Origin of the sequence: Streptomyces humidus (genome assembly GCF_014649655.1) — a bacterium.
GTDB lineage: Bacteria > Actinomycetota > Actinomycetes > Streptomycetales > Streptomycetaceae > Streptomyces > Streptomyces humidus.
In genome coordinates this window covers 63,770-82,501 of sequence record NZ_BMTL01000040.1, presented here as the reverse complement: position 1 = coordinate 82,501, position 18,732 = coordinate 63,770, and the positions used below count along the sequence as shown (strand labels likewise).

Below are 18,732 nucleotides of genomic sequence, written 5' to 3'. Positions count from 1 at the left end.
TCAACTCGGCGATCTGCTGCAACGTCGCACCGATGTCCGACGTACGCGTCGTCGTCATCGACTGCACCGACACCGGCGCGTCCCCGCCGACCGCCACCGGGCCGACCTGGATCCGCCGCGACGCACGCCGCGGCGACACCGGCCGGACCGGCAGCTCGGGAACACCCAGGGACACGGCGGTCATGCCGTCACTCCCGGTTCCCGTTGACGGTGTCGCGCAGGGCGCGCAGGGACTCCTTGAGCGAGCCCATGGTGGCCAGGACGGCGGTGGGCTCGTAGCCGCAGTGCGCCATGCAGTTGGCGCAGCGCGGGTCCTTGCCCCGGCCGTACTTGTCCCAGTCCGTTTCCTCGATCAGCTCACGGTAGGTCGGCACATACCCGTCGCTCATCAGATAGCAGGGGCGCTGCCAGCCGAAGAGCGAGTAGTTCGGGATCGCCCACGCCGTGCACGGGAAGTCGGCCCGGCCCTCCAGGAAGTCCAGGAACAGGGGCGAGTGGTTGAGCCGCCAACGGCGCCGGTTGCCGCCCGAGAAGGCCTTCTTGAACAGCTCGCGGGTCTGCTCCACGCCCAGGAAGTGCTCCTGGTCGGGGGCCTTCTCGTAGGCATAGGCGGGCGAGATCATCATCTCGTCGACCTTGAGGTCGTCGTTGAGGAAGTTGAGCACCTCGACGACGGTCTGCGGGGTGTCGGTGTTGAAGAAGGTCGAGTTGGTGGTCACCCGGAAGCCGCGCCGCTTGGCCTCCTTGATGGCGGCCACGGCCTCGTCGAACACCCCCTCCTTGGCCACGGACTCGTCGTGCCGCTCCCGCAGCCCGTCGATGTGCACGGCGAAGGCGAAGTAGGGCGAGGGGGTGAACTTCTCCAGCTTCTTGCGCAGCAGCATGGCGTTGGTGCAGAGGAAGACGTACTTCCGTTTCGCCACCAACTGCCGCACGATCTCGTCGATCTGAGGATGCATCAGGGGCTCGCCGCCGGCGATGGACACCATCGGCGCACCGGACTCCAGCACCGCGCCCACGGCCTGGGCGACCGGCATGCGCTGCTTGAGCACTCCCGCCGGATGCTGGATCTTGCCGCAGCCCTCGCACTTGAGGTTGCAGGCGAAGAGGGGCTCCAGCTCGACGATGAGCGGGAACTTGTCGCGCTTGCGGAGCTTCTGTTCGGCCAGGTATGTAGCGACCTTGATGGACTGGCGCAGCGGCATGGCCATACGGCTCACCTCCGGGGGAGCAGAACATTACGGTGCCATTCGAAAAAAGCAGGCAGGACGCAGCGAAGAACGCGGAAAGCCGATATTCCACCGCGCACCGTGCCGATCCGGACGAGTTCATGTTCCGGAGCGTCCACGACCACCCGGACGGCCGCAACCGGGCGCGGCTCGGCGCGCACGGCGCTCAGGAGCGTGGCCGCCGATTCCATGTCGACCGCGATCGCGCCGGTCGCGAGCAGATCGCCCCGCTCGTGGCCGCGTACCACGTGGTCGGAGCCGGTGAGCGGACCGGTGTGGACGGTCCGCCCGGGCAGGGTGCGCACGAGTTCCTTGACGAGCAGTTCGGTGCCCACGCAGGGCACCCGGCCCCGCGGGTCGCGGGTCTCCTCGGCGACGACCAGGTCGCCGGGGTGCATGCCGGGGGCGAGCCCGGCGCAGAAGCCCGTGGCCAGCACGGCCGCCCCGCCCAGCACCGGGTCGGACAGGACCCGGGTGACGGAGCGCTCGGCCGCCTTGGGGCCCATGCCCGTCCGCAGGACGGTGACCGGCCCGTCGGCGCCGCCGCGGTCGCCCATGCGCAGGGCGAGGTGCTCGATGCCGAGCGCGCAGGCGATCAGCAGCGGCGCCGGGACGGGCTGGGCTCTCATCAGCTCCCCTTGCCCTCGGCGGACGCCGCGTGCGGGGCGGGCTGCTTGCTGAACGGCTCTCCGTGGACGTAGCGGCCGAGCGCGGTCAACGGGAAGACCTGCCGGTAGAGGTGGTAGTTGATCGAGAAGTCCCAGGGGAAGCCGGTGCCGGTGAAGTGGGGCTCGTCCCAGGAGCCGTCCTCCCGCTGGGTCCGGGCCAGCCACGCCACGCCCCGTTCGACGGCCTTGGAGTCCCGCTCCCCCGCCGCCAGCAGGGCCATCAGCGCCCAGGCCGTCTGGGAGGCCGTCGACGCCCCGCGGGCGCTCCATCGCGCGGGGTCCCGGTAGGAGCGCAGGTCCTCGCCCCAGCCGCCGTCGTCGTTCTGCACCCGCTCCAGCCAGCCGACCGCCGCCCGGATCGCCGGGTGCCGGGCGGGCAGGCCCGCGGCCGTGAGGGCGGGCACCACCGACCCCGTGCCGTAGACGTAGTTGACGCCCCAGCGTCCGAACCAGGAGCCGTCCGGCTCCTGGTTCGCGAGCAGCCACTCGATGCCGCGCCGGGTGCGCGGATCGTGCGAGAGTCCCTCGATCGCCAGCATCTCGACGACGTGCGCGGTGACGTCCGCGGACGGCGGGTCGATCACCTCGCCGAAGTCGCAGAACGGCATCCGGTTGGGGAACGGGCTGGTGTTGTCGACGTCGAAGGCGCCCCAGGCGCCGTTGCGGGACTGCATCCCGAGGTTCCAGCGCACTCCGCGCGCGATGGCCCGGTCCATGCGTTCAGGGTCGTGGTGGCGGACCCGGCGCAGCGCGAGGACGACCTCGGCGGTGTCGTCGATGTCGGGGTAGTTGTCGTTGTGGAACTCGAAGGCCCATCCGCCGGGCGGGAGTTGGGGTCGTCGCACCGACCAGTCACCGGGGCGCACCACCTGCTCGCCGAGCATCCAGTCGGCGGCCTTGACCAGTTGGGGGTGGTCGGCGGGCAGTCCGGCGTCGGCGAGGGCGATGGTGGCCAGGCAGGTGTCCCACACCGGCGACTGGCAGGCCTCGACCATCCGTGCGCCGTCCTCGCGCCACACCGTGTACCGGTCGAGGGACGCCAGCCCGGCCCGCATCACCGGGTGTCCGAGGTCGTAGCCGAGCAGGTGCAGAGCGATGAGCGAGTACACGGCGGGCGGCTGGATCCCGCCCCAGCAGCCGTCGTTCTCCTGGCGCTCGACGATCCAGCGGGCGGCGGAGTTCAGGGCCGCCCTGCGCAGCCTGCGCACGGCCACGGACCGGTAGCCCCGCACCACCTTGTCGAGCCGCTGGAAGAGTCCGTCCCAACTGTTCACAGGGGCGAGGGGCTTGGGCGGGCAGGGGTTCGCGGGGTCGGTGTGCAGCTCGTCGAGGGAGAACGGCGCCGGACGCACCGGCCGCTTCGCCGAGACGACGGTCAGGGGGACGATCGTCTGCCGGGCCCAGCAGCCGAAGTTGTAGATGCTCAGCGGGAACCATTTAGGGAAGAACAAGAGCTCGGGCGGCAGTTCGGGCAGGTCCTCCCATTTCCACCAGCCGAACAGGGCCAGCCAGATCCGGGTGAAGACCCGGGCGGCGGCGATGCCTCCCTGGTCGCGGACCCAGGCGGAGGCCCGGGCCATGTGCGGGGCGTCGGGGGCGTCGCCGGCCAGGCGCAGCGCGACGTACGCCTCGACGGTGGCGGACAGGTCGGGCGGGCCGCCGTGGAAGGTGGCCCAGGTGCCGTCCTCGCGCTGCTCGCCGCGCACGAAGAGGGCGGCGGCGCGGGTGGTCGGCTCGTCGCGGATACCCAGGAACTGACGGAGCAGCAGGTCCTCGGCGTCCATGGTGACGTTCGTCTCCAGGTCGCCCTTCCACCATCCCTCGGCGTCCTGCCGGGCCAGCAGGAAGTCGGTGGCGCGCTGCATCGCGCGTGCGGCGGCTTCTTGTACCCCGGCCGCCACGGGGACGGTGATGTCGGTTTCGCTGGCCGCGGCAGCGCGGGGCGGCAGGGCCCCGGTGCTTCCGTCGGTCGTCGCTGTCATGGCTTCCCCTTCGTGCAGTGTGCATGTCGTTGCGTCTGCTGTGGGTCCGCCGTCGGCCGGTGTCCTCTCCTCGCACACCGGCCGGCGACTACGCGAGGGCTATTCGACCGATAGTGATCATCTCTTTCGTACGACGACGAAGTCGGCGAGCGCCGTGAACCCGGCCCGCACCTGCTCGGGCATGTCGACGGCGTTCAGGGCCTCGATGGCGATGGTGTGCTGACGGCGTGCCTCCCCGGCGGTCCAGTCACGGCCGCCCGCCTCCTCGATCAGGGCCGCGCGGGCCGCGAACTCCTCCTCGGAGAAGTTCTCGAAGTCGCTGCTCTTGGCGTCGGCGGCGAGCATCTCGCCGAGCCGCTCGGAGGCGGGGCCGCCCGCCGCGAGCGCGGCCACCACGGGCAGGGACTTCTTTCGCTGGCGCAGGTCGCTCCAGGTCTGCTTGCCGGTGGCCCCCGGGTCGCCCCAGATGCCGAGGAGGTCGTCGACGGCCTGGAAGGCGAGGCCGAGGTGGTAGCCGTACCGCTCCAGCGCGTCGGCGGTGCGGTCGTCCGCGCCGCCGAGCACCGCGCCGATGGAGGAGGCGCAGGCCAGCAGCGCGCCGGTCTTGTTGCCCTCCATCTCCAGGCACTCCTCGACGCTGACGCGGTCGCGGTGCTCGTAGGAGATGTCCTGGGCCTGGCCGTCGATGAGGGCGCGGGTGGCCGTCGTCAGACGCCGGGTGGCGCGGCCGGCCTCCACCGTGCCGAGTTCGAGGAGGACCTCGTTGGCGAGGGCGAACAGCGCGTCGCCGACCAGGATGGCCTGGGCGGGTCCGTGCACCTTCCACACGGTGTCGCGGTGCCGGCGCTGCTCGTCGCCGTCCATCAGGTCGTCGTGCAGGAGGGAGAAGTTGTGGACCAGTTCCACGGCGACCGCGCCGGGGACGCCGGCCTCGGGGTCGGCTCCCGCGACCTCGGCGGAGAGCACGGCGAGCGCCGGGCGCACGGCCTTGCCGCCGTCGCCGTCGGTGGGGTTGCCCTGGGCGTCGATCCAGCCGAAGTGGTAGGCGGCGACCGTGTCCATGGGCGGGGCGAGTCGGTCGACGGCCGCCCGCAGCACCGGTGTGGCCAGGGTGCGGCCGCGCTCCAGGAGCGCGGTCACGTCCACCGCGGTCCGCCGAGCGGCCGGTGAGGCCTGGGGCACAGTGGGCACATTTTCTCCTCTTGTCGCGGTACCGGAGGGGGTGCGGGGGTGTGCCGAGCCGTGCTGATCGAACTTCACCGGGTGCCACCTCGCAGGGGAACGCCGGTTCCCTCCGGCTCTCGGCCGGGGGTCCGGGGGATGTCCCCCGGAACGATGCAGTAGGCCGTCTCCTCGGATTCGAAGCGACGGCGGGGTCGGGGCCGGCCGAGGGCGCTCAGCGCGGCGTCCGCCGCGTTCACGCCGCTGCGGACCGCACTCTCCATGGTCGCGGGCCACCCGGTGGCGGTCCACGCTCCGGCCAGGTACAGGCCGGGGGCTTCGGTGCGGGCGCCGGGCCGCAGGCGCCCGACGCCGGGGGTGGGGGCGAACGTCGCCGTGCGCTCCCGGGTCACGAAGAAGTCCCGTACCTCGGCGCGGCGCGCTCCCGGCAGCAGCCTGCGCAGCTCGGGCAGGTAGCGCTCGCGCAGGACGGCGACGGGCTCGTCGATCTCGTCCTGCGCGGCGGACTGGGACACGGCGAGGTACTGGCCGCTCCGCAGCCCGGAGGCGTGGGTGCGGTCGAAGACCCACTGCACGGGGGTGCCGAGCGCCGCGAAGAAGGGCGTGTCGAGCACGGTGCGGTCGTAGACGACGTGCACGTTGAGGATCGGCGCGGTGCCGATCTCCAGCAGTCGTCCGGCGTCGTCCAGCGCCCCCTCGGGCAGCAGGTCGTACGCCTCGCGCTGGGGGACGGCGAGGACGACCGTGTCCGCGCGGAGGGTCTCGCCGGGAACCCCGACGCTCCACGTCCCGTTCGCCGCACGGGAGAGGGAGGTGACGCGTGCGCGGACCTCGGTCCGCACGCCCGCGGAGTCGAGCGCCCTGCGGGCGAGCCCGTCGTGCAGTTCGCCCAGCGGCACGTGCGCCCAGCCGATGTCGGCCGCGCCCGGGTCGGACAGCAGACCGGTCTTGAACACCATCGCGGCGAGCCCGAGCGAGCAGTCGCCGGCGACCGCGTTGAGGGTCGCGACGCCGACCAGGTCCCACAGGGCCTCGACGGCGCGCCGCGACTGGCCGTGCGCGGTCAGCCAGCTGCCGAAGTCCTGTGCGTCCAGGGCCGGATCGGCGAGGTCGAGCCCCTTGAGGGCGAGCGCGGCCCGGCCCACCCTCAGGCGTTCGGCGAGGGAGAGATGCGGATACGCGGCGAGGCTGCGCCCCAGATGCAGGGGCACGGGCAGCGCGTCGCGCCGCAGTCTGCCGAGCCGTCGTCCCTCGGGCTTGGCGAGGTCGACGACCGGCACGTCGAGACGTTCCTGCAACGGCGCCAGCGCGCTGCCCCCGATGCGGTCCAGGAACCAGCGGTAGCCGGTGCAGCAGCGCAGATACACGTGCTGTCCGTTGTCGACGGTCAGCTCGCCGCGCCGGAAGGAGAAGGCGAGGCCGCCGAGCCGGGGCCGGCCTTCGAGCAGGGTGACGCGCACGCCCGCGTCGGCGAGCGCGAGAGCGGCGGTGACACCCGCCAGCCCTCCCCCGACGACGACGGCGGAACGCCCCGGGGAGGCGGCTGCCGCCCCGGCGTCCGCCGGCTGCTCGTCGTTCATCGTGCACCCTCCCGCGCGGGCCGGTCATGGTGCCTGAACTCTGCACCGCGGACCGTCGCAGTCAGGGACGCCGCGCCGCATCGGAGGGTTGCGTGGCGCATTTCTCCGGCCGTGCCGCCTCGGTCCAGCACATCGCCCGCCGCGTCCATCAGGTGTGCCTCCTGACGGCCCGTCGCGACACGTGCCGGGTGTCCAGACCGGACAGCCCGCGCACGGCGACATAGGCCTTCTCCCGGCCGGGCAGCGAGACGCGCCCGCGCAGCACCGCCTCGGGGTCGCGTTCGATGCGGTCCAGGAGCCGCCGGTAGATGCCGGCCATGGCGGCGACGCAGGCGCCGCTGCGCCGGTCGAGCAGGGGCAGCAGCCGGTACCCCTCGGCGAACAGGGTGCGGGCCCGGCGCACCTCGAAGTGCACGAGACCCGCGAAGTCGGAGCCCTCCGGCGGCTTCGGCCCGTCGAACCCGGCCGAGCAGCCGAACTTGGCGAGGTCGTCGGCGGGCAGATAGGTGCGGCCGCCCGCCGCGTCCTCGCGGACGTCTCTGAGGATGTTGGTGAGCTGGAGCGCGAGTCCCAGCGTGTCCGCGTACTCCGGGGCGCGCTCGGCGCCGCGGGCACCCTGTTCGGCGCCGAACACGCCGAGCGAGAGACGCCCGATGGCGCCCGCCACGCAGCGGCAGTACGTCTTCAGGTCGTCCCAGGTCTCGTAGGTCTCGCCGCGCACGTCCATCAGGACGCCGTCGATCAGCTCGTCCAGGCCGCCGAGCGGGACGGGGAACGCCCGCGCCGTGTGCGCGAGGGCGACCGCGACGGGGTCGGTGTCGTCCTCGTCGACCTCGCCGGCCCGGACCCGGGTCAGCAGCGCCCGGGTCTCCTCCAGCCTCGCGGTCTTGACGTCGTCGTGCAGCGCGCCGTCGCCGATGTCGTCGACGCGGCGCGAGAACGCGTACAGCGCGGACATCGCGCGGCGCTTCGGTGTGGGCAGCAGCCTGATGCCGTACGCGAAGTTCCGGGCCTGCTGTCCGGTCACGGTCTCGCAGTAGCTGTAGGCGGCGAGTACCGGTGCGGACACGTGCGGTGACGACTCCACGGTCCGGATCACCCCTCTCCTCGCAGGGTCACGCCCACCTCGCGCAGCAGCCGGAGCTTGCCGGGCTCGGGCGGGCCGGGAAGTACGTCGTATTCGGCGGCGGCGATCGCCCGGATCGCCGCCCTTCCTCCCGCCACGAACCCCGCGAGCAGCAGTCTCAGCCTGCCGTCGACGCTACCCACCAGGGGGGCGCCTTCATTCAGGAGATCGCGGGCGCGTTGCGCCTCGTACGCGACCAGCGCGCGCACCGAGGCGCCCGAGGTCCGCGCGGCGAGGTCCGCCTCCTGGACGTGAAAGCGCTTCATGTCCGCGGCGGGCAGATAGACGCGGTCACGGCCGAGGTCCTCGGCCACGTCCTGCAGGTGCTCGACAATCTGCAGTGCGGTGCAGACGGCGTCGGACCGGCGGATCCGTTCCGGGGTCGCGGCGCCGGTGACGGCGAGGACGAGACGGCCGACGGGGTTGGCGGACAGTTCGCAGTAGGCGAGGAGGTCGTCGTACGTCTCGTAGCGGGTGACGAGCTGGTCCTGACGGTTGGCCTCGATCAGGGCGAGGAAGGGCTCCGGGGTGAGCGAGCGGCGGCGCACGGTCGGCCGGAGGCGGCGCAGCAGGGGGTGGCGGGGCGATCCGTCCGGTCCGTCGCATCCGTCGAACACGCGGCGCAGGTCGGCCTCGAAGGCGTCCAGCAGCACGAGCCGGTCCTCGGCCTCGGTGGCCGACACGCCGAGCAGGCGGGCGTCCTCGCCGCCCGGGGCCAGGTCGCCGTCGCCGATGTCGTCGACGAGGCGGGCGTAGCCGTACACGGCCATGAGGTCCTCGCGCCAGGCCCTGGGCAGGAAGAAGGGGGCGACGGGGAAGTTCTCGTGCGCCGCTTTGCCGAGGGTGTTGCGCTCGGGGTCGCCGGTACGTGGCGCCGTGGCCGCCGTCACCGTCGCCCGCCCGGGGCCGGGACGGCGCGGCCTGCGTCGAGCTGGGGAGTTTCCGTAGCCATTGCCGTCACATCTCCCGTTCTACACTGCCGACCCAATACGCACTATTTCGGACACGCCGCCCGGCTGTCCGCGCGACGGCCCCGACGAGGGGGCTGCGCAGTATCGCCCCACTTGCCGCGTTTCGGGACCGGTCCAGCTTACGTTGTACAACGCGCCGGGGATCGCGGGGGTGTCCCGCGCATCACAACAACACACCGATTGGCGTCAAGATTCCTGCGCGGGGCCCGAGTTGACGCTTCCTTTGCAGACGCGTCGCCCCGCCCGGCAGTTCCGCCGGAGCCTGGCCGAAACGCCGTGCCCGGCCGTGGACTTCTCGTACGCCTCAGGGATCCCCTGCGGCCGGGCCGTCCGGGCGCGGCCGGCTCCGCCCACGCAACCGGAGGCGGCCGCAGGTGACGGGCCGTCTGCCGGCCTTGACCGCCTCGTGCCGGCCGGACCTCAGGCGCGCATCGCCCCGGCGCCGCCGTAGCGGGGGCCGGAGCGGTCCTCGCCGGCGGCGACGGCCGGCGCCCGCGGGCCCGCGGGCCGCGCCGGGAGCGGCTCAGCCACGGCCGTACCTCTCCTCCGCCCTCCAGAAGTACACGAAGCCGCCGACGGCGATCAGCACCGCCCAGCCGCCCGCGAGCGCCCAGGCGTGTTCGGGGAGGTTCTCGGCGCCGTAGCCCTCGATGAGCGCGAAGCGCATCAGGTCCATGTAGACGGCGGCCGGGTTCCACTGCAGGATGTTCGCCGCCCACTGCGGCTTGTCCGCGAGGAAGACCGGGATGGAGAACATCACGCCGGACGCGTACATCCACGTCCGCATCACGAAGGGCATCAGCTGCGCCAGGTCCGGGGTCCTGGCGCCGGCCCGGGCGAGGATCAGCGCGAGCCCGGTGTTGAAGCAGAACTGCAGGGCGAGCACCGGGACGATCAGCGCCCAGGACAGGTCCGGGTAGCTGCCCATGCCGATCACCACGAGGAACAGCACGAGCATGGAGTAGAGCAGTTGCTGGAGCTGCTGCAGGGCGAAGGAGACGGGCAGCGCGGCGCGCGGGAAGTGCAGGGCGCGGACCAGTCCGAGGTTGCCGGAGATCGCGCGCACGCCGCTCATCGCGGAGGTCTGCGTGAAGGTGAACACGAAGACGCCGGTGACCAGGAAGGGGATGTAGACGTCCTTGGACATCCCCCGGCCGGCGTCGAGGAGCAGGCCGAAGATCATGAAGTACACGGCCGCGTTGAGCAGCGGCGTGGCCACCTGCCACAGCTGGCCGAGCCTGGCCTGGCTGTACTGCGCGGCCAGCTTCGCCCGGGAGAACGCCAGGATGAAGTGACGGCGCCCCCAGAGCCGGCGGACGTACTCCGGCAGCGGGGGCCGGGCTCCGCTCACGGCCAGTCCGTGCCGGGCTGCCAACTGCGCGGCCGTGAGGCCCTCGTGGGGTGGCGGAAGCGCGCTCACGGCGACTCCGACGTCTTGTGTCGACTCACTCACCAGTAGGAAACCTTCGTCTTCGGGGTGTGCGCCCCTGGCGGGGCCGGCACGATCCGGGGCCCCGCGGCACGGCCCGGGCGCCCTCGGAAACGAGCTTGTCAGATCACCGGAGGCCGGCCCAGCCGGGTGAGCCGCCACACCGTTCGCCACTTCATGGGCCTGCGCGGTCCGCACGCGGTCGTCCACCCTTCCCGGAAACCGCCGGACCACGCCCTGAGCGCGGCTCCCGAGGGGCGGCGGGCGAGGGTGAGCAGCAGCCAGACCCCGAGATACACCGGGACCAGGGGGGCGGGAAGGTTGCGGCGGGCCAGCCAGACGCGGTTGCGGGCCACCATGCGGTGGTAGACCGCGTGCCGCGAGGGCGCCGTCGTCGGGTGGTGCAGCACCATGTCGGACCGGTAGTCGATCATCCAGCCCGCGTCGAGGGCCCGCCAGGCCAGGTCGGTCTCCTCATGGGCGTAGAAGAACTCGTCCGGGAGCCCGCCGACCTCGGCGAAGACCTTCGTGCGGACGGCGTTGGCACCGCCGAGGAACGTGGTGACCCGGGAGGAGCGCATCGGGTCGGAGGCGCGCAGCCGGGGCACGTGGCGACGCTGGGTGACGCCGGTGTCCGGGTCGGCGATGCGGAAGCTGACGATGCCCAGCTTCGGATCGGCGTCGAAGGCCCGGCGGCACAGCTCGGCCGTGTCGTGGCGGGCGAGGAGGCCGTCGTCGTCCAGGAACAGCAGGACGTCGACGTCGCGGCCGCCGGGGCCGAAGGCCTCGATGCCCACGTTGCGGCCGCCGGGGATGCCGAGGTTCTCGGGGAGTTCGACGGTGCGGACGCCCTCGGGGACGGGCGGGACGGGCGAGCCGTTGCCGACGACCACCACCTCGACGCGGTCGCCTTCCTGCTCGGCTATCGAGTCGAGCAGGGCGCGCAGCTCGTCGGGGCGGTCGCCCATGGTGATGACGACCGCGCCGACCTTGAGGGCCGCGCTCACTTCAGCCTGCTCGACGCCAGGATCGACACCAGGTGCAGCAGGGTCTGCACGAGCGCGATGCCGGCCAGGACCGCGACGCCGAGCCGGGAGAAGAACAGGTCGCCGCGGACCTGGTCGGCGACCGCCAGGACCAGGATCAGCAGGGAGGCCTCGATGCCGAGGATCAGGCGGTGGAACTTGAGCAGGGAGGCGGCCCTGCGGGCCAGCGCCATGCCGGAGGAGCGCATCTCCGAGGCGGCCTCCTGCACCGGCGGCTTCCCGCTCTGGTGGCGGGCGACGGCGACGAGGTCGGTCTCGGCCTTGATCAGGATCGCGCCGAGCGCGGCCAGCGTGCCGAGGAAGGCCCACAGCCAGTCGATGCGCCCGCTGCCCCACAGGTCCGCGGCGCGCAGTCCGAAGCCGACGAGGACGGCGGCGTCGGTGAGGTAGGCGCCGACGCGGTCCAGGTAGACGCCGTTGAGGGAGTACTGCTTCTTCCAGCGCGCTATCTCGCCGTCCACGCAGTCCAGCAGCAGGTACATCTGCACGCACACCACGCCGAGCACGGCTCCCGCGATGCCCGGCACCAGCAGGGCCGGGGCGGCGAGGACGCCGAAGACGGTCATCAGATACGTGAGCTGGTTGGGCGTGACCCTGGTGTTCACCAGGTAGCGGTCCACCCGCAGGGACACCTCGCGCATGTAGAGGCGTCCCATCCAGTGCTCACCGCTGCGCCGGTCCTTCACCCCCGGAGGGTGGACGACCGGTCTGAGTTCAGCTACCGATGGCCTTGACATAGTCGGCGTAGACGTCCTTGATCTGTTCGGTCTTGAGGTCGAGGTGTTCGAGGATCGTGTAGCGGCCGGGCCGGGTCTCCGGGGCGAACTCCACGGCCCGGACGAACTCGTCCGCCGTGAAGCCGATGTCCTCGGGCAGGACCGGCAGTCCGTGCCGGCGCAGCACCTGCGCCATGTAGGCCGACTCCTCGACGGCTCCGCGCAGGTACATCGCGAAGGCCGCGCCCAGGCCGCACTGCTCGCCGTGGGCGGCCGCCCGTCTGGGGAAGAGCAGGTCGAAGGCGTGGTTGATCTCGTGGCAGGCGCCGGAGGACGGGCGGGAATCGCCCGACACCGACATGGCGATGCCGCTGAGCACCAGCGCCTCGGCCAGGACCTGGAGGAAGTCGGTGTCCTGGATGCCGCCCGGGTGCCTGAGCACCGCCTCACCGGCCTGGCGGGCGATCGCGGCGGCCAGACCGTCGATCTTCTCGCCCTTGACCCGGTTGGCCAGCTCCCAGTCCGCGATGGCCGAGATGTTCGACACCGCGTCGCCGATGCCGGCGCGCACGAACCGCACCGGGGCCTCGCGGATGACGTCCAGGTCGATGACGACGGCGATCGGGTTCGGGACGCCGTAGGAGCCCCGACCCGCGTCGTTGTCGAGGGTGGCCACCGGCGAGCACAGGCCGTCGTGCGCGAGGTTGGTCGGCACGGCGACGAGCGGAAGACCCACCCGCGCCGCGGCGAACTTGGCGCAGTCGATGATCTTGCCGCCGCCCAGGCCCACGACGGCGTCGTAGCGGCCGGCCTTTATGTCGCCGGCCAGCCGGACGGCGTCGTCGAGGGTGCCGCCGCCCACCTCGTACCAGGTGGCGCCGGGCAGGGCCGGGGTGAGGCGCTCGCGCAGCCGGGCGCCCGAGCCGCCGCTGACGGCGATCGCGAGCTTGCCCGAGTGCGAGATGCGCTCGTCGGCGAGGACGCCGACCAGGTCGTCGAGGGCACCCGGGCGGATGTCGACGACGACGGGCGAGGGGATCAGCCGGGTCAGTACTGGCACGCGATCTCCCGTCCGCGGGCGAGGTCGTCGTGGTTGTCGATCTCGACCCACGCGACGTCGCCGATCGGCGCCACGTCGATACGGAAGCCGCGGTTCACCAGTTCCTGGTAACCGTGCTCGTAGAACTGCTGCGGGTCGGTCTCCCAGACGGTCCTGAGCGCGTCGGCCAGTTCCGGGGCGGCGTCGCCCTCGATGAGGGTGACGCCGATGTACTCGCCGGTGGCCTCGGCCGGGTCCATCAGCTTGGTGATCTTCGTCATGCCCTTGCCGGGGTCGACGACGACCTTCATCTCCTCGTCGGCGAGGGACTTCACGGTGTCCAGCGCGAGGATGATCCTCCTGCCCTCGCCGCGCGCGGCGAGCAGCGTCCTCTCCACGGAGACGGGGTGCACGGTGTCGCCGTTGGCGAGGATCACGCCGTCCTTGAGGGCGTCACGGCCGCACCACAGGGAGTAGGCGTTGTTCCACTCCTCGGCCTTGTCGTTGTCGATGAGGGTGAGCCTGAGGCCGTACTTGGCCTCCAGCGCCGCCTTGCGCTCGTACACGGCCTCCTTGCGGTAGCCGACGATCACCGCGACCTCGGTCAGACCGATCTCGGCGAAGTTGCCGAGCGTCAGGTCGAGCACCGTGGGCTCGCCCTCTATGCCCGCGGGCCCCACCGGCACCAGCGCCTTCGGCAGGCTGTCGGTGTAGGGGCGCAGACGCCGTCCGGCGCCGGCCGCCAGCACGAGGCCGATCATGCGGGTTCTCCTTCATCGTGTACGGCGGGGGCCCCTGCGGACACCCAGAAGCGGATGCTCTCGACGAGCACCACGACGGCGACGGCCACGGCGACGACCGTGAGCGCGACCGTGAACTGCGAAGCGGTGAGCACCACGGCCAGCACGGCGACGAGCAGCGTGCGCCCGTCCTGGCCCCCGATCGCCCGCACCAGCCAGGCCGGCGGCGCTCCGGCGTCGCCGCGGATGCGGTACACCGTGTCGTAGTGATGGTAGGCGACGGCGGCGACCAGTCCGAAAGCCGCGGGAAGGGCTCCGTCGGCCCCGGCCTTGGCCGCGAGGATCAGGACCGTGCAGTACTCGCCGGCCCGGAAGAGCGGCGGGACCAGCCAGTCGAGGGCGCCCTTGAGGGGGCGGGCGACGGCTTCGGCGCACAGCAGGACGTACAGGACGGCGGCCAGCAGGAGCGAGAAACCCGGTCCGTCGAACGCGGCCGCGAGCACCAGCAGGACGACACCGGCGAGCGCGCTGAGCGGCGCCGGGATGCGGAGGCCGGCCGGGACCCTGCGGGCCAGCAGTTCCGTGAGGGGGCCGCTGTCCGCGAGGTCCGCCAGCGCCTGCGCCGCCCGGTCGGTGCGCCGGGCCTTGCGGGTCAGTGAGCGCAGGACCCGCCCGGCCGTGGTGTACGTCGCCGCGAAGGCGCAGCCGATCAGCAGCGCGTAGAAGGTGATGCGCGGCGTCGTCGCGGCGGTGAGAACGGCGATCATGGCCCATCGTTCACCGATGGGCAGGACTATCATCCGCCGCACCCAGACGGTCCAGCCGACGCTGTCGAGCTTGTCGGAGAGGGCGGCGGTGGGGCTGGTGTTGGCGGTGGCGTCGTGGTTGGCCTCGTTGAAGGAGAAGTCCACGACGTGCCGGCAGGTCTGCAGGACCATGGCGCCGAGCGCCAGGGCCCACACGTCGTCGCCGCCGCGGGCGGCGCCGAGCGCGAGACCCGCGTAGTAGGCGTACTCCTTGGCGCGGTCGAAGGTGGCGTCGAGCCAGGCGCCGAGGGTGGAGTACTGGAGGGAGTACCGGGCGAGCTGGCCGTCGGTGCAGTCCAGGACGAACGACGCGATCAGCAGGACGCCGGCCGCGACGAAGCCGCCCCGGGTGCCGGTGGCCGCGCAGGCCGCCGCGATCAGCGCGGTGATCAGCGAGGCGGTGGTGACCTGGTTCGGGGTGAGGCCGCGGCGGGCGCACCAGCGGGCGAGGTAGCGCGAGTACGGGCTGATGAAGTGGGTGGTGAAGAAACCGTCGCGGGCTTTGACGGCCGACTTCAGCCGGACGGCCTCGTCGTCCACGGCGGCGACGGCCTGCCGTGCCTCGTTGCGGGCCTGCGGGTCGGCGGGTACCTCGGCGACCAGGCTGCCCAGCTCGGGGCGGTGCACGTCGGCGCCGTCGGCGTCGAGGGAGGCGACGACGCGGTCGGCGAGGCTGTCGACGTCCTGCACGCTCGACGTGGCCAGCGCGGGGGCGCCGCCGGGAGCTGCGCCGCCGGGAGCGGAACTCTCCCGGGCCATCGCGCGGGTCAGGGCCGGCCGGCCGGCCGGCTGCGCGGTCACCGCGCCCGGGATCGCGGCGAGCGCGAAGCGGGGGTCGGTGAGGCCGAGGCGCAGCGCGTGTCCGTGGCCCACGAAGCGGGCGTCCACGACGGCGACGCGCTCGTCGCCGGGGACGGCGGCGAGGAGGGCCTCGGCGTCACCGGCGTCGGAGGCGGTCCGGACGTCGAAGCCGAGGGACCGCAGATCGCCCTCGATCGACGATCCGGGGACCGGCGAGCCGGTGAGGATGGCGGTCGACAACCGAACTCACTCCCTGGTCCGGCGCATACGCGCCGGTCATGTACACAATGGGGGGCGGCCCCTTGGCCGCACCGGCGGTCTCACCGGTGGCCGCGCCGGGCGGGCGGCATGTCGGCAGAGGCTATCGGATGCCGGGAGGCCCGCGTTCACCGCCCGTTCGGGCTCGATCCACGTGGTCCGACGGCCCGGCTCGAACCGGCCTGTGCCGAGATCATCATCGGTGATCGGCGGCCCGGCCGACAAACCGTGCCGCACAGATCCGATATCGCCGACATCACCGACATCGCCGACCGCGCGGGGGTCCCCGCCTCTCGGCATAGGGTCTCAGGCATGACATGGCTGATCACCGGCGGAGCCGGATACATAGGGGCGCATGTGGCACGGTCCATGACCGGCGCCGGGGAGCGCGTCGTCGTTCTGGACGACCTCTCCACGGGCACGGCCGCGCGGCTCGGGCCGGACGTCCCGTTCGTGCGGGGCTCGGCCCTCGACACCGGCCTGGTCGAGCGCGTCCTCGCCGAGCACTCCGTGACGGGCGTGGTGCACCTGGCCGCGCACAAGCAGGTCGGCGAGTCGGTTGCGCGGCCCACCCGCTACTACCGGGACAACGTCGGCGGTCTCGCCGACCTGCTCGACGCGGTCGCCGGGGCCGGGGTCCAGCGGTTCCTGTTCTCCTCCTCCGCGGCCGTCTACGGCAACCCGGACGTGGACCTCATCACGGAGGACACCCCGTGCGCACCGGTGAACCCGTACGGCGAGACCAAGCTGGCCGGGGAGTGGCTGGTGCGGGCGGCGGGCCGGGCACACGGCTTCGCGACCACGTGTCTGCGCTACTTCAACGTGGCCGGGGCGACGGCGCCCGAACTCGCCGACACCGGCGTGTTCAACGTCGTCCCGATGGTCTTCGACCGGCTCACCCGGGACGAGGCCCCTCGCATCTTCGGCGCGGACTACGACACGCCGGACGGCACCTGCATCCGCGACTACATCCACGTCGCCGATCTGGCGGACGCGCATCTCGCGGCGGCCCGGCGGCTGTCCGCGCCGGACACGGTGGGCGATCTCACGGTGAACATCGGCCGCGGTGAGGGTGTGTCCGTGCGCGAGCTGGTCACGCTCATCGGCGAGGTCACCGGCGACACCCGGCCCGCGGTGGTCGAGGACCGCAGGCCCGGGGACGCGCCGCGCGCGGTGGCCTCGGCGGAGCTGGCGGCCCGGGAACTCGGGTGGAAGGCCCGGCAGGGCGTGCGCGACATGGTCGACTCGGCCTGGCGCGGCTGGCAGTTGCACCACTCCTGAAGCCCAGGGTGAGGGTGCCCTGACCTGCGGTTCGTTTCCGCAGGTCAGGGCACATGACAACGGTGTTCAGTGCCGCGTTGCCGGATACCCCCCACCCGTAGTTGACTGTGGCCCAGGGCGGGACACGACCGATCACGAAGGGGCGGCTTCCATGGGGGCTGGGCACGACCACGGCCACACCCACACGCACGCGCCGGCCACCGGCACGGCCGCGGCGGCGTACCGCGGCAGGCTGCGGGTCGCCCTGTCGATCACGCTCGGCGTCATGGCGGTCGAGATCGTCGGCGGGCTGCTCGCCGACTCCCTCGCGCTGATCGCGGACGCGGCGCACATGGCGACGGACGCGCTGGGCCTGGGCATGGCGCTGCTCGCCATCCACTTCGCCAACCGGCCGCCGAGCGCCAACCGCACCTTCGGGCTGGCCCGCGCGGAGATCCTGGCCGCCCTCGCCAACTGTCTGCTGCTGCTCGGAGTGGGCGGCTACGTCCTGTACGAGGCGGTCCAGCGGTTCCTCACGCCGGCCCCCACCGAGGCCGGGCTGATGATCTGGTTCGGCGCGGTCGGCCTGGTCGCGAACATGATCTCGCTCACTCTGCTGATGCGCGGCCAGGCGGACAGCCTGAACGTGCGCGGGGCGTTCCTGGAGGTGGCCGCGGACGCGCTCGGCTCGGTGGCGGTGATCGTCTCGGCGGTGGTGATCCTGACCACCGGCTGGCAGACCGCGGACCCGGTCGCCTCGCTCGCCATCGGCCTGATGATCGTGCCGCGGACCGTGAAGCTGCTGCGCGAGACGCTCGACGTGCTGCTGGAGTCGGCCCCCAAGGACGTCGACATGGCGGAGGTGCGGTCCCATCTCCTGGCCCTGGACGGGGTGCAGGACGTCCACGACCTGCACGCCTGGACGATCACCTCGGGGATGCCGGTGCTGTCGGCGCACGTGGTGGTGGACTCGGACGCGCTGAACGCGATCGGCCACGAGAAGATGCTGCACGAGCTCCAGGGCTGTCTGGGCGACCACTTCGACGTGGAGCACTGCACCTTCCAGCTGGAGCCCGGCGGACACGCGGAGCACGAGGCGCGGCTCTGTCACTGAAGGTCCGCGCGTTCCCCGACGGCGTATCCGCACAGGCGTTCCGGGCGGTTCCCCGCCCCCCGCGCCGGGCAAGATCAGCTACCGGGTCTCCTGCCGCGCGCGGGACATGCGCGCGTTCGCGCGAAGTGCCGGGAGTGCCGGGCGCGTACGGCAGACTGGGGACGCGAGGACCGATGCTTAAGGATGGGTATGCCGATCACACCTGCCACCGCGACACACAACTCGTCGAACGGCACCGCTGAAGCGATCTTGCTGGAGCTGGTCGACGAGAACGGCGTCACGATCGGCACCGCGGAGAAGCTCGCCGCCCATCAGCCGCCGGGGCAACTGCACCGCGCGTTCTCGGTGTTCCTGTTCGACGAACGCGGCAGGCTGCTCCTGCAGCAGCGGGCGCTCGGCAAGTACCACTCCCCCGGCGTGTGGTCGAACACCTGCTGCGGTCACCCCTATCCCGGCGAGGCGCCGTTCGCGGCGGCGGCGCGGCGCACGTTCGAGGAGCTGGGCGTCTCCCCGTCGTTGCTCGCCGAGGCGGGCACGGTCCGCTACAACCACCCGGACCCGGACTCCGGCCTGGTGGAGCAGGAGTACAACCACCTGTTCGTCGGGCTGGTGCAGGCTCCGCTGCGGCCGGACGCGCAGGAGGTCGGCGACACGGCCTACGTGACGCCCGCCGAGCTGGCCGCACGGCATGCCGAGGCCCCGTTCTCCTCCTGGTTCATGACCGTGCTGGACGCCGCGCGGCCGGCGGTCAGGGAGCTGACCGGACCCTCGGCCGGCTGGTGACG

18 protein-coding genes are annotated in these 18,732 nt (G+C 72.4%); 3 read left to right on the top strand and 15 right to left on the bottom strand.

All coding sequences use genetic code 11. The annotated features are described in order from the left end of the window. From IE239_RS35040 to IE239_RS34975, 15 genes are all read right to left on the bottom strand, one after another. The coding region (locus tag IE239_RS35040; protein ID WP_190153515.1) for a flavodoxin-dependent (E)-4-hydroxy-3-methylbut-2-enyl-diphosphate synthase at positions 1–184 on the bottom strand (184 nt) is incomplete at its 3' end. Positions 185–188: 4 nt separating this feature from the next. Next, a complete protein-coding gene (gene hpnH, locus IE239_RS35035; protein WP_190153514.1) occupies positions 189–1,211 on the bottom strand; it encodes an adenosyl-hopene transferase HpnH in 1,023 nt (340 codons plus the stop codon). A gap of 5 nt (positions 1,212–1,216) precedes the next feature. Then, on the bottom strand, positions 1,217–1,858 hold the full coding sequence (locus IE239_RS35030; RefSeq protein WP_190153513.1) for a phosphorylase family protein: 642 nt from the start codon (positions 1,856–1,858) through the stop codon (positions 1,217–1,219). Continuing rightward, entirely contained in the window at positions 1,858–3,879 is a 2,022-nt protein-coding gene (gene shc / locus IE239_RS35025; protein WP_190153512.1) for a squalene--hopene cyclase, read from the bottom strand. The genes IE239_RS35030 and shc overlap by 1 nt, the downstream gene beginning before the upstream one ends. Positions 3,880–3,996: 117 nt before the next feature. After that, positions 3,997–5,139: a polyprenyl synthetase family protein gene (locus tag IE239_RS35020; protein ID WP_190153511.1), complete on the bottom strand. Its 1,143-nt coding sequence runs from the start codon at positions 5,137–5,139 to the stop codon at positions 3,997–3,999. Then, positions 5,136–6,641 carry a hydroxysqualene dehydroxylase HpnE gene (gene hpnE / locus IE239_RS35015; RefSeq protein ID WP_190153510.1) on the bottom strand — a complete coding sequence of 502 codons (1,506 nt, stop codon included), beginning with the start codon at positions 6,639–6,641 and terminating at the stop codon, positions 5,136–5,138. The genes IE239_RS35020 and hpnE overlap by 4 nt, the downstream gene beginning before the upstream one ends. Further along, positions 6,638–6,742 carry a DUF6380 family protein gene (locus IE239_RS43390; RefSeq protein ID WP_352307096.1) on the bottom strand — a complete coding sequence of 35 codons (105 nt, stop codon included), beginning with the start codon at positions 6,740–6,742 and terminating at the stop codon, positions 6,638–6,640. The genes hpnE and IE239_RS43390 overlap by 4 nt, the downstream gene beginning before the upstream one ends. A gap of 47 nt (positions 6,743–6,789) precedes the next feature. Continuing rightward, positions 6,790–7,740, bottom strand: coding sequence for a presqualene diphosphate synthase HpnD (hpnD, locus tag IE239_RS35010; RefSeq protein WP_190153509.1), 951 nt, complete (start codon positions 7,738–7,740; stop codon positions 6,790–6,792). Next, the gene (hpnC, locus tag IE239_RS35005; RefSeq protein WP_190153508.1) at positions 7,737–8,657 is read right to left on the bottom strand and encodes a squalene synthase HpnC; all 921 of its coding nucleotides are present in this window, start codon (positions 8,655–8,657) and stop codon (positions 7,737–7,739) included. The genes hpnD and hpnC overlap by 4 nt, the downstream gene beginning before the upstream one ends. 604 nt (positions 8,658–9,261) lie before the next feature. After that, a complete protein-coding gene (locus IE239_RS35000) occupies positions 9,262–10,191 on the bottom strand; it encodes an ABC transporter permease (protein ID WP_190153507.1) in 930 nt (309 codons plus the stop codon). A 98-nt stretch (positions 10,192–10,289) separates the two neighbouring features. Next, on the bottom strand, positions 10,290–11,174 hold the full coding sequence (locus IE239_RS34995) for a glycosyltransferase family 2 protein (protein ID WP_190153506.1): 885 nt from the start codon (positions 11,172–11,174) through the stop codon (positions 10,290–10,292). Then, positions 11,171–11,950 (bottom strand): CDP-alcohol phosphatidyltransferase family protein, encoded by a 780-nt coding sequence (locus IE239_RS34990; RefSeq protein WP_190153505.1) that lies wholly within the window; start codon positions 11,948–11,950, stop codon positions 11,171–11,173. The genes IE239_RS34995 and IE239_RS34990 overlap by 4 nt, the downstream gene beginning before the upstream one ends. Continuing rightward, complete coding sequence (locus IE239_RS34985) at positions 11,928–12,989, bottom strand: iron-containing alcohol dehydrogenase family protein (RefSeq protein ID WP_190153504.1); 1,062 nt, start codon at positions 12,987–12,989, stop codon at positions 11,928–11,930. Before IE239_RS34985 ends, IE239_RS34990 begins: the two co-directional genes overlap by 23 nt. Continuing rightward, on the bottom strand, positions 12,977–13,729 hold the full coding sequence (locus tag IE239_RS34980; RefSeq protein WP_190153503.1) for a phosphocholine cytidylyltransferase family protein: 753 nt from the start codon (positions 13,727–13,729) through the stop codon (positions 12,977–12,979). The genes IE239_RS34985 and IE239_RS34980 overlap by 13 nt, the downstream gene beginning before the upstream one ends. Next, on the bottom strand, positions 13,726–15,555 hold the full coding sequence (locus IE239_RS34975; protein ID WP_190153502.1) for a DUF5941 domain-containing protein: 1,830 nt from the start codon (positions 15,553–15,555) through the stop codon (positions 13,726–13,728). Before IE239_RS34975 ends, IE239_RS34980 begins: the two co-directional genes overlap by 4 nt. A 330-nt stretch (positions 15,556–15,885) precedes the next feature. Here IE239_RS34975 and galE point away from each other — a divergent pair, with 330 nt between their 5' ends. From galE to idi, 3 genes are all read left to right on the top strand, one after another. Next, positions 15,886–16,854: a UDP-glucose 4-epimerase GalE gene (gene galE / locus IE239_RS34970; protein ID WP_190153501.1), complete on the top strand. Its 969-nt coding sequence runs from the start codon at positions 15,886–15,888 to the stop codon at positions 16,852–16,854. 151 nt (positions 16,855–17,005) lie between these two features. Then, positions 17,006–17,947 carry a cation diffusion facilitator family transporter gene (locus tag IE239_RS34965; RefSeq protein ID WP_190153500.1) on the top strand — a complete coding sequence of 314 codons (942 nt, stop codon included), beginning with the start codon at positions 17,006–17,008 and terminating at the stop codon, positions 17,945–17,947. 189 nt (positions 17,948–18,136) lie between these two features. Then, positions 18,137–18,730, top strand: coding sequence for an isopentenyl-diphosphate Delta-isomerase (gene idi, locus IE239_RS34960; RefSeq protein WP_190153499.1), 594 nt, complete (start codon positions 18,137–18,139; stop codon positions 18,728–18,730). The last annotated feature ends 2 nt before the right edge of the window (positions 18,731–18,732 follow it).

Bases quoted from the DNA above. Each gene is read 5' to 3' on its own strand.
- IE239_RS34990 (WP_190153505.1), bottom strand. From the start codon at position 11,950: ATGTCAAGGCCATCGGTAGCTGAACTCAGACCGGTCGTCCACCCTCCG.
- shc (WP_190153512.1), bottom strand. From the start codon at position 3,879: ATGACAGCGACGACCGACGGAAGCACCGGGGCCCTGCCGCCCCGCGCT.
- IE239_RS34965 (WP_190153500.1), top strand. From the start codon at position 17,006: ATGGGGGCTGGGCACGACCACGGCCACACCCACACGCACGCGCCGGCC.
- hpnE (WP_190153510.1), bottom strand. From the start codon at position 6,641: ATGAACGACGAGCAGCCGGCGGACGCCGGGGCGGCAGCCGCCTCCCCG.
- IE239_RS43390 (WP_352307096.1), bottom strand. From the start codon at position 6,742: ATGCGCCACGCAACCCTCCGATGCGGCGCGGCGTCCCTGACTGCGACG.
- hpnH (WP_190153514.1), bottom strand. From the start codon at position 1,211: ATGGCCATGCCGCTGCGCCAGTCCATCAAGGTCGCTACATACCTGGCC.
- idi (WP_190153499.1), top strand. From the start codon at position 18,137: ATGCCGATCACACCTGCCACCGCGACACACAACTCGTCGAACGGCACC.
- IE239_RS35030 (WP_190153513.1), bottom strand. From the start codon at position 1,858: ATGAGAGCCCAGCCCGTCCCGGCGCCGCTGCTGATCGCCTGCGCGCTC.
- IE239_RS34980 (WP_190153503.1), bottom strand. From the start codon at position 13,729: ATGATCGGCCTCGTGCTGGCGGCCGGCGCCGGACGGCGTCTGCGCCCC.
- galE (WP_190153501.1), top strand. From the start codon at position 15,886: ATGACATGGCTGATCACCGGCGGAGCCGGATACATAGGGGCGCATGTG.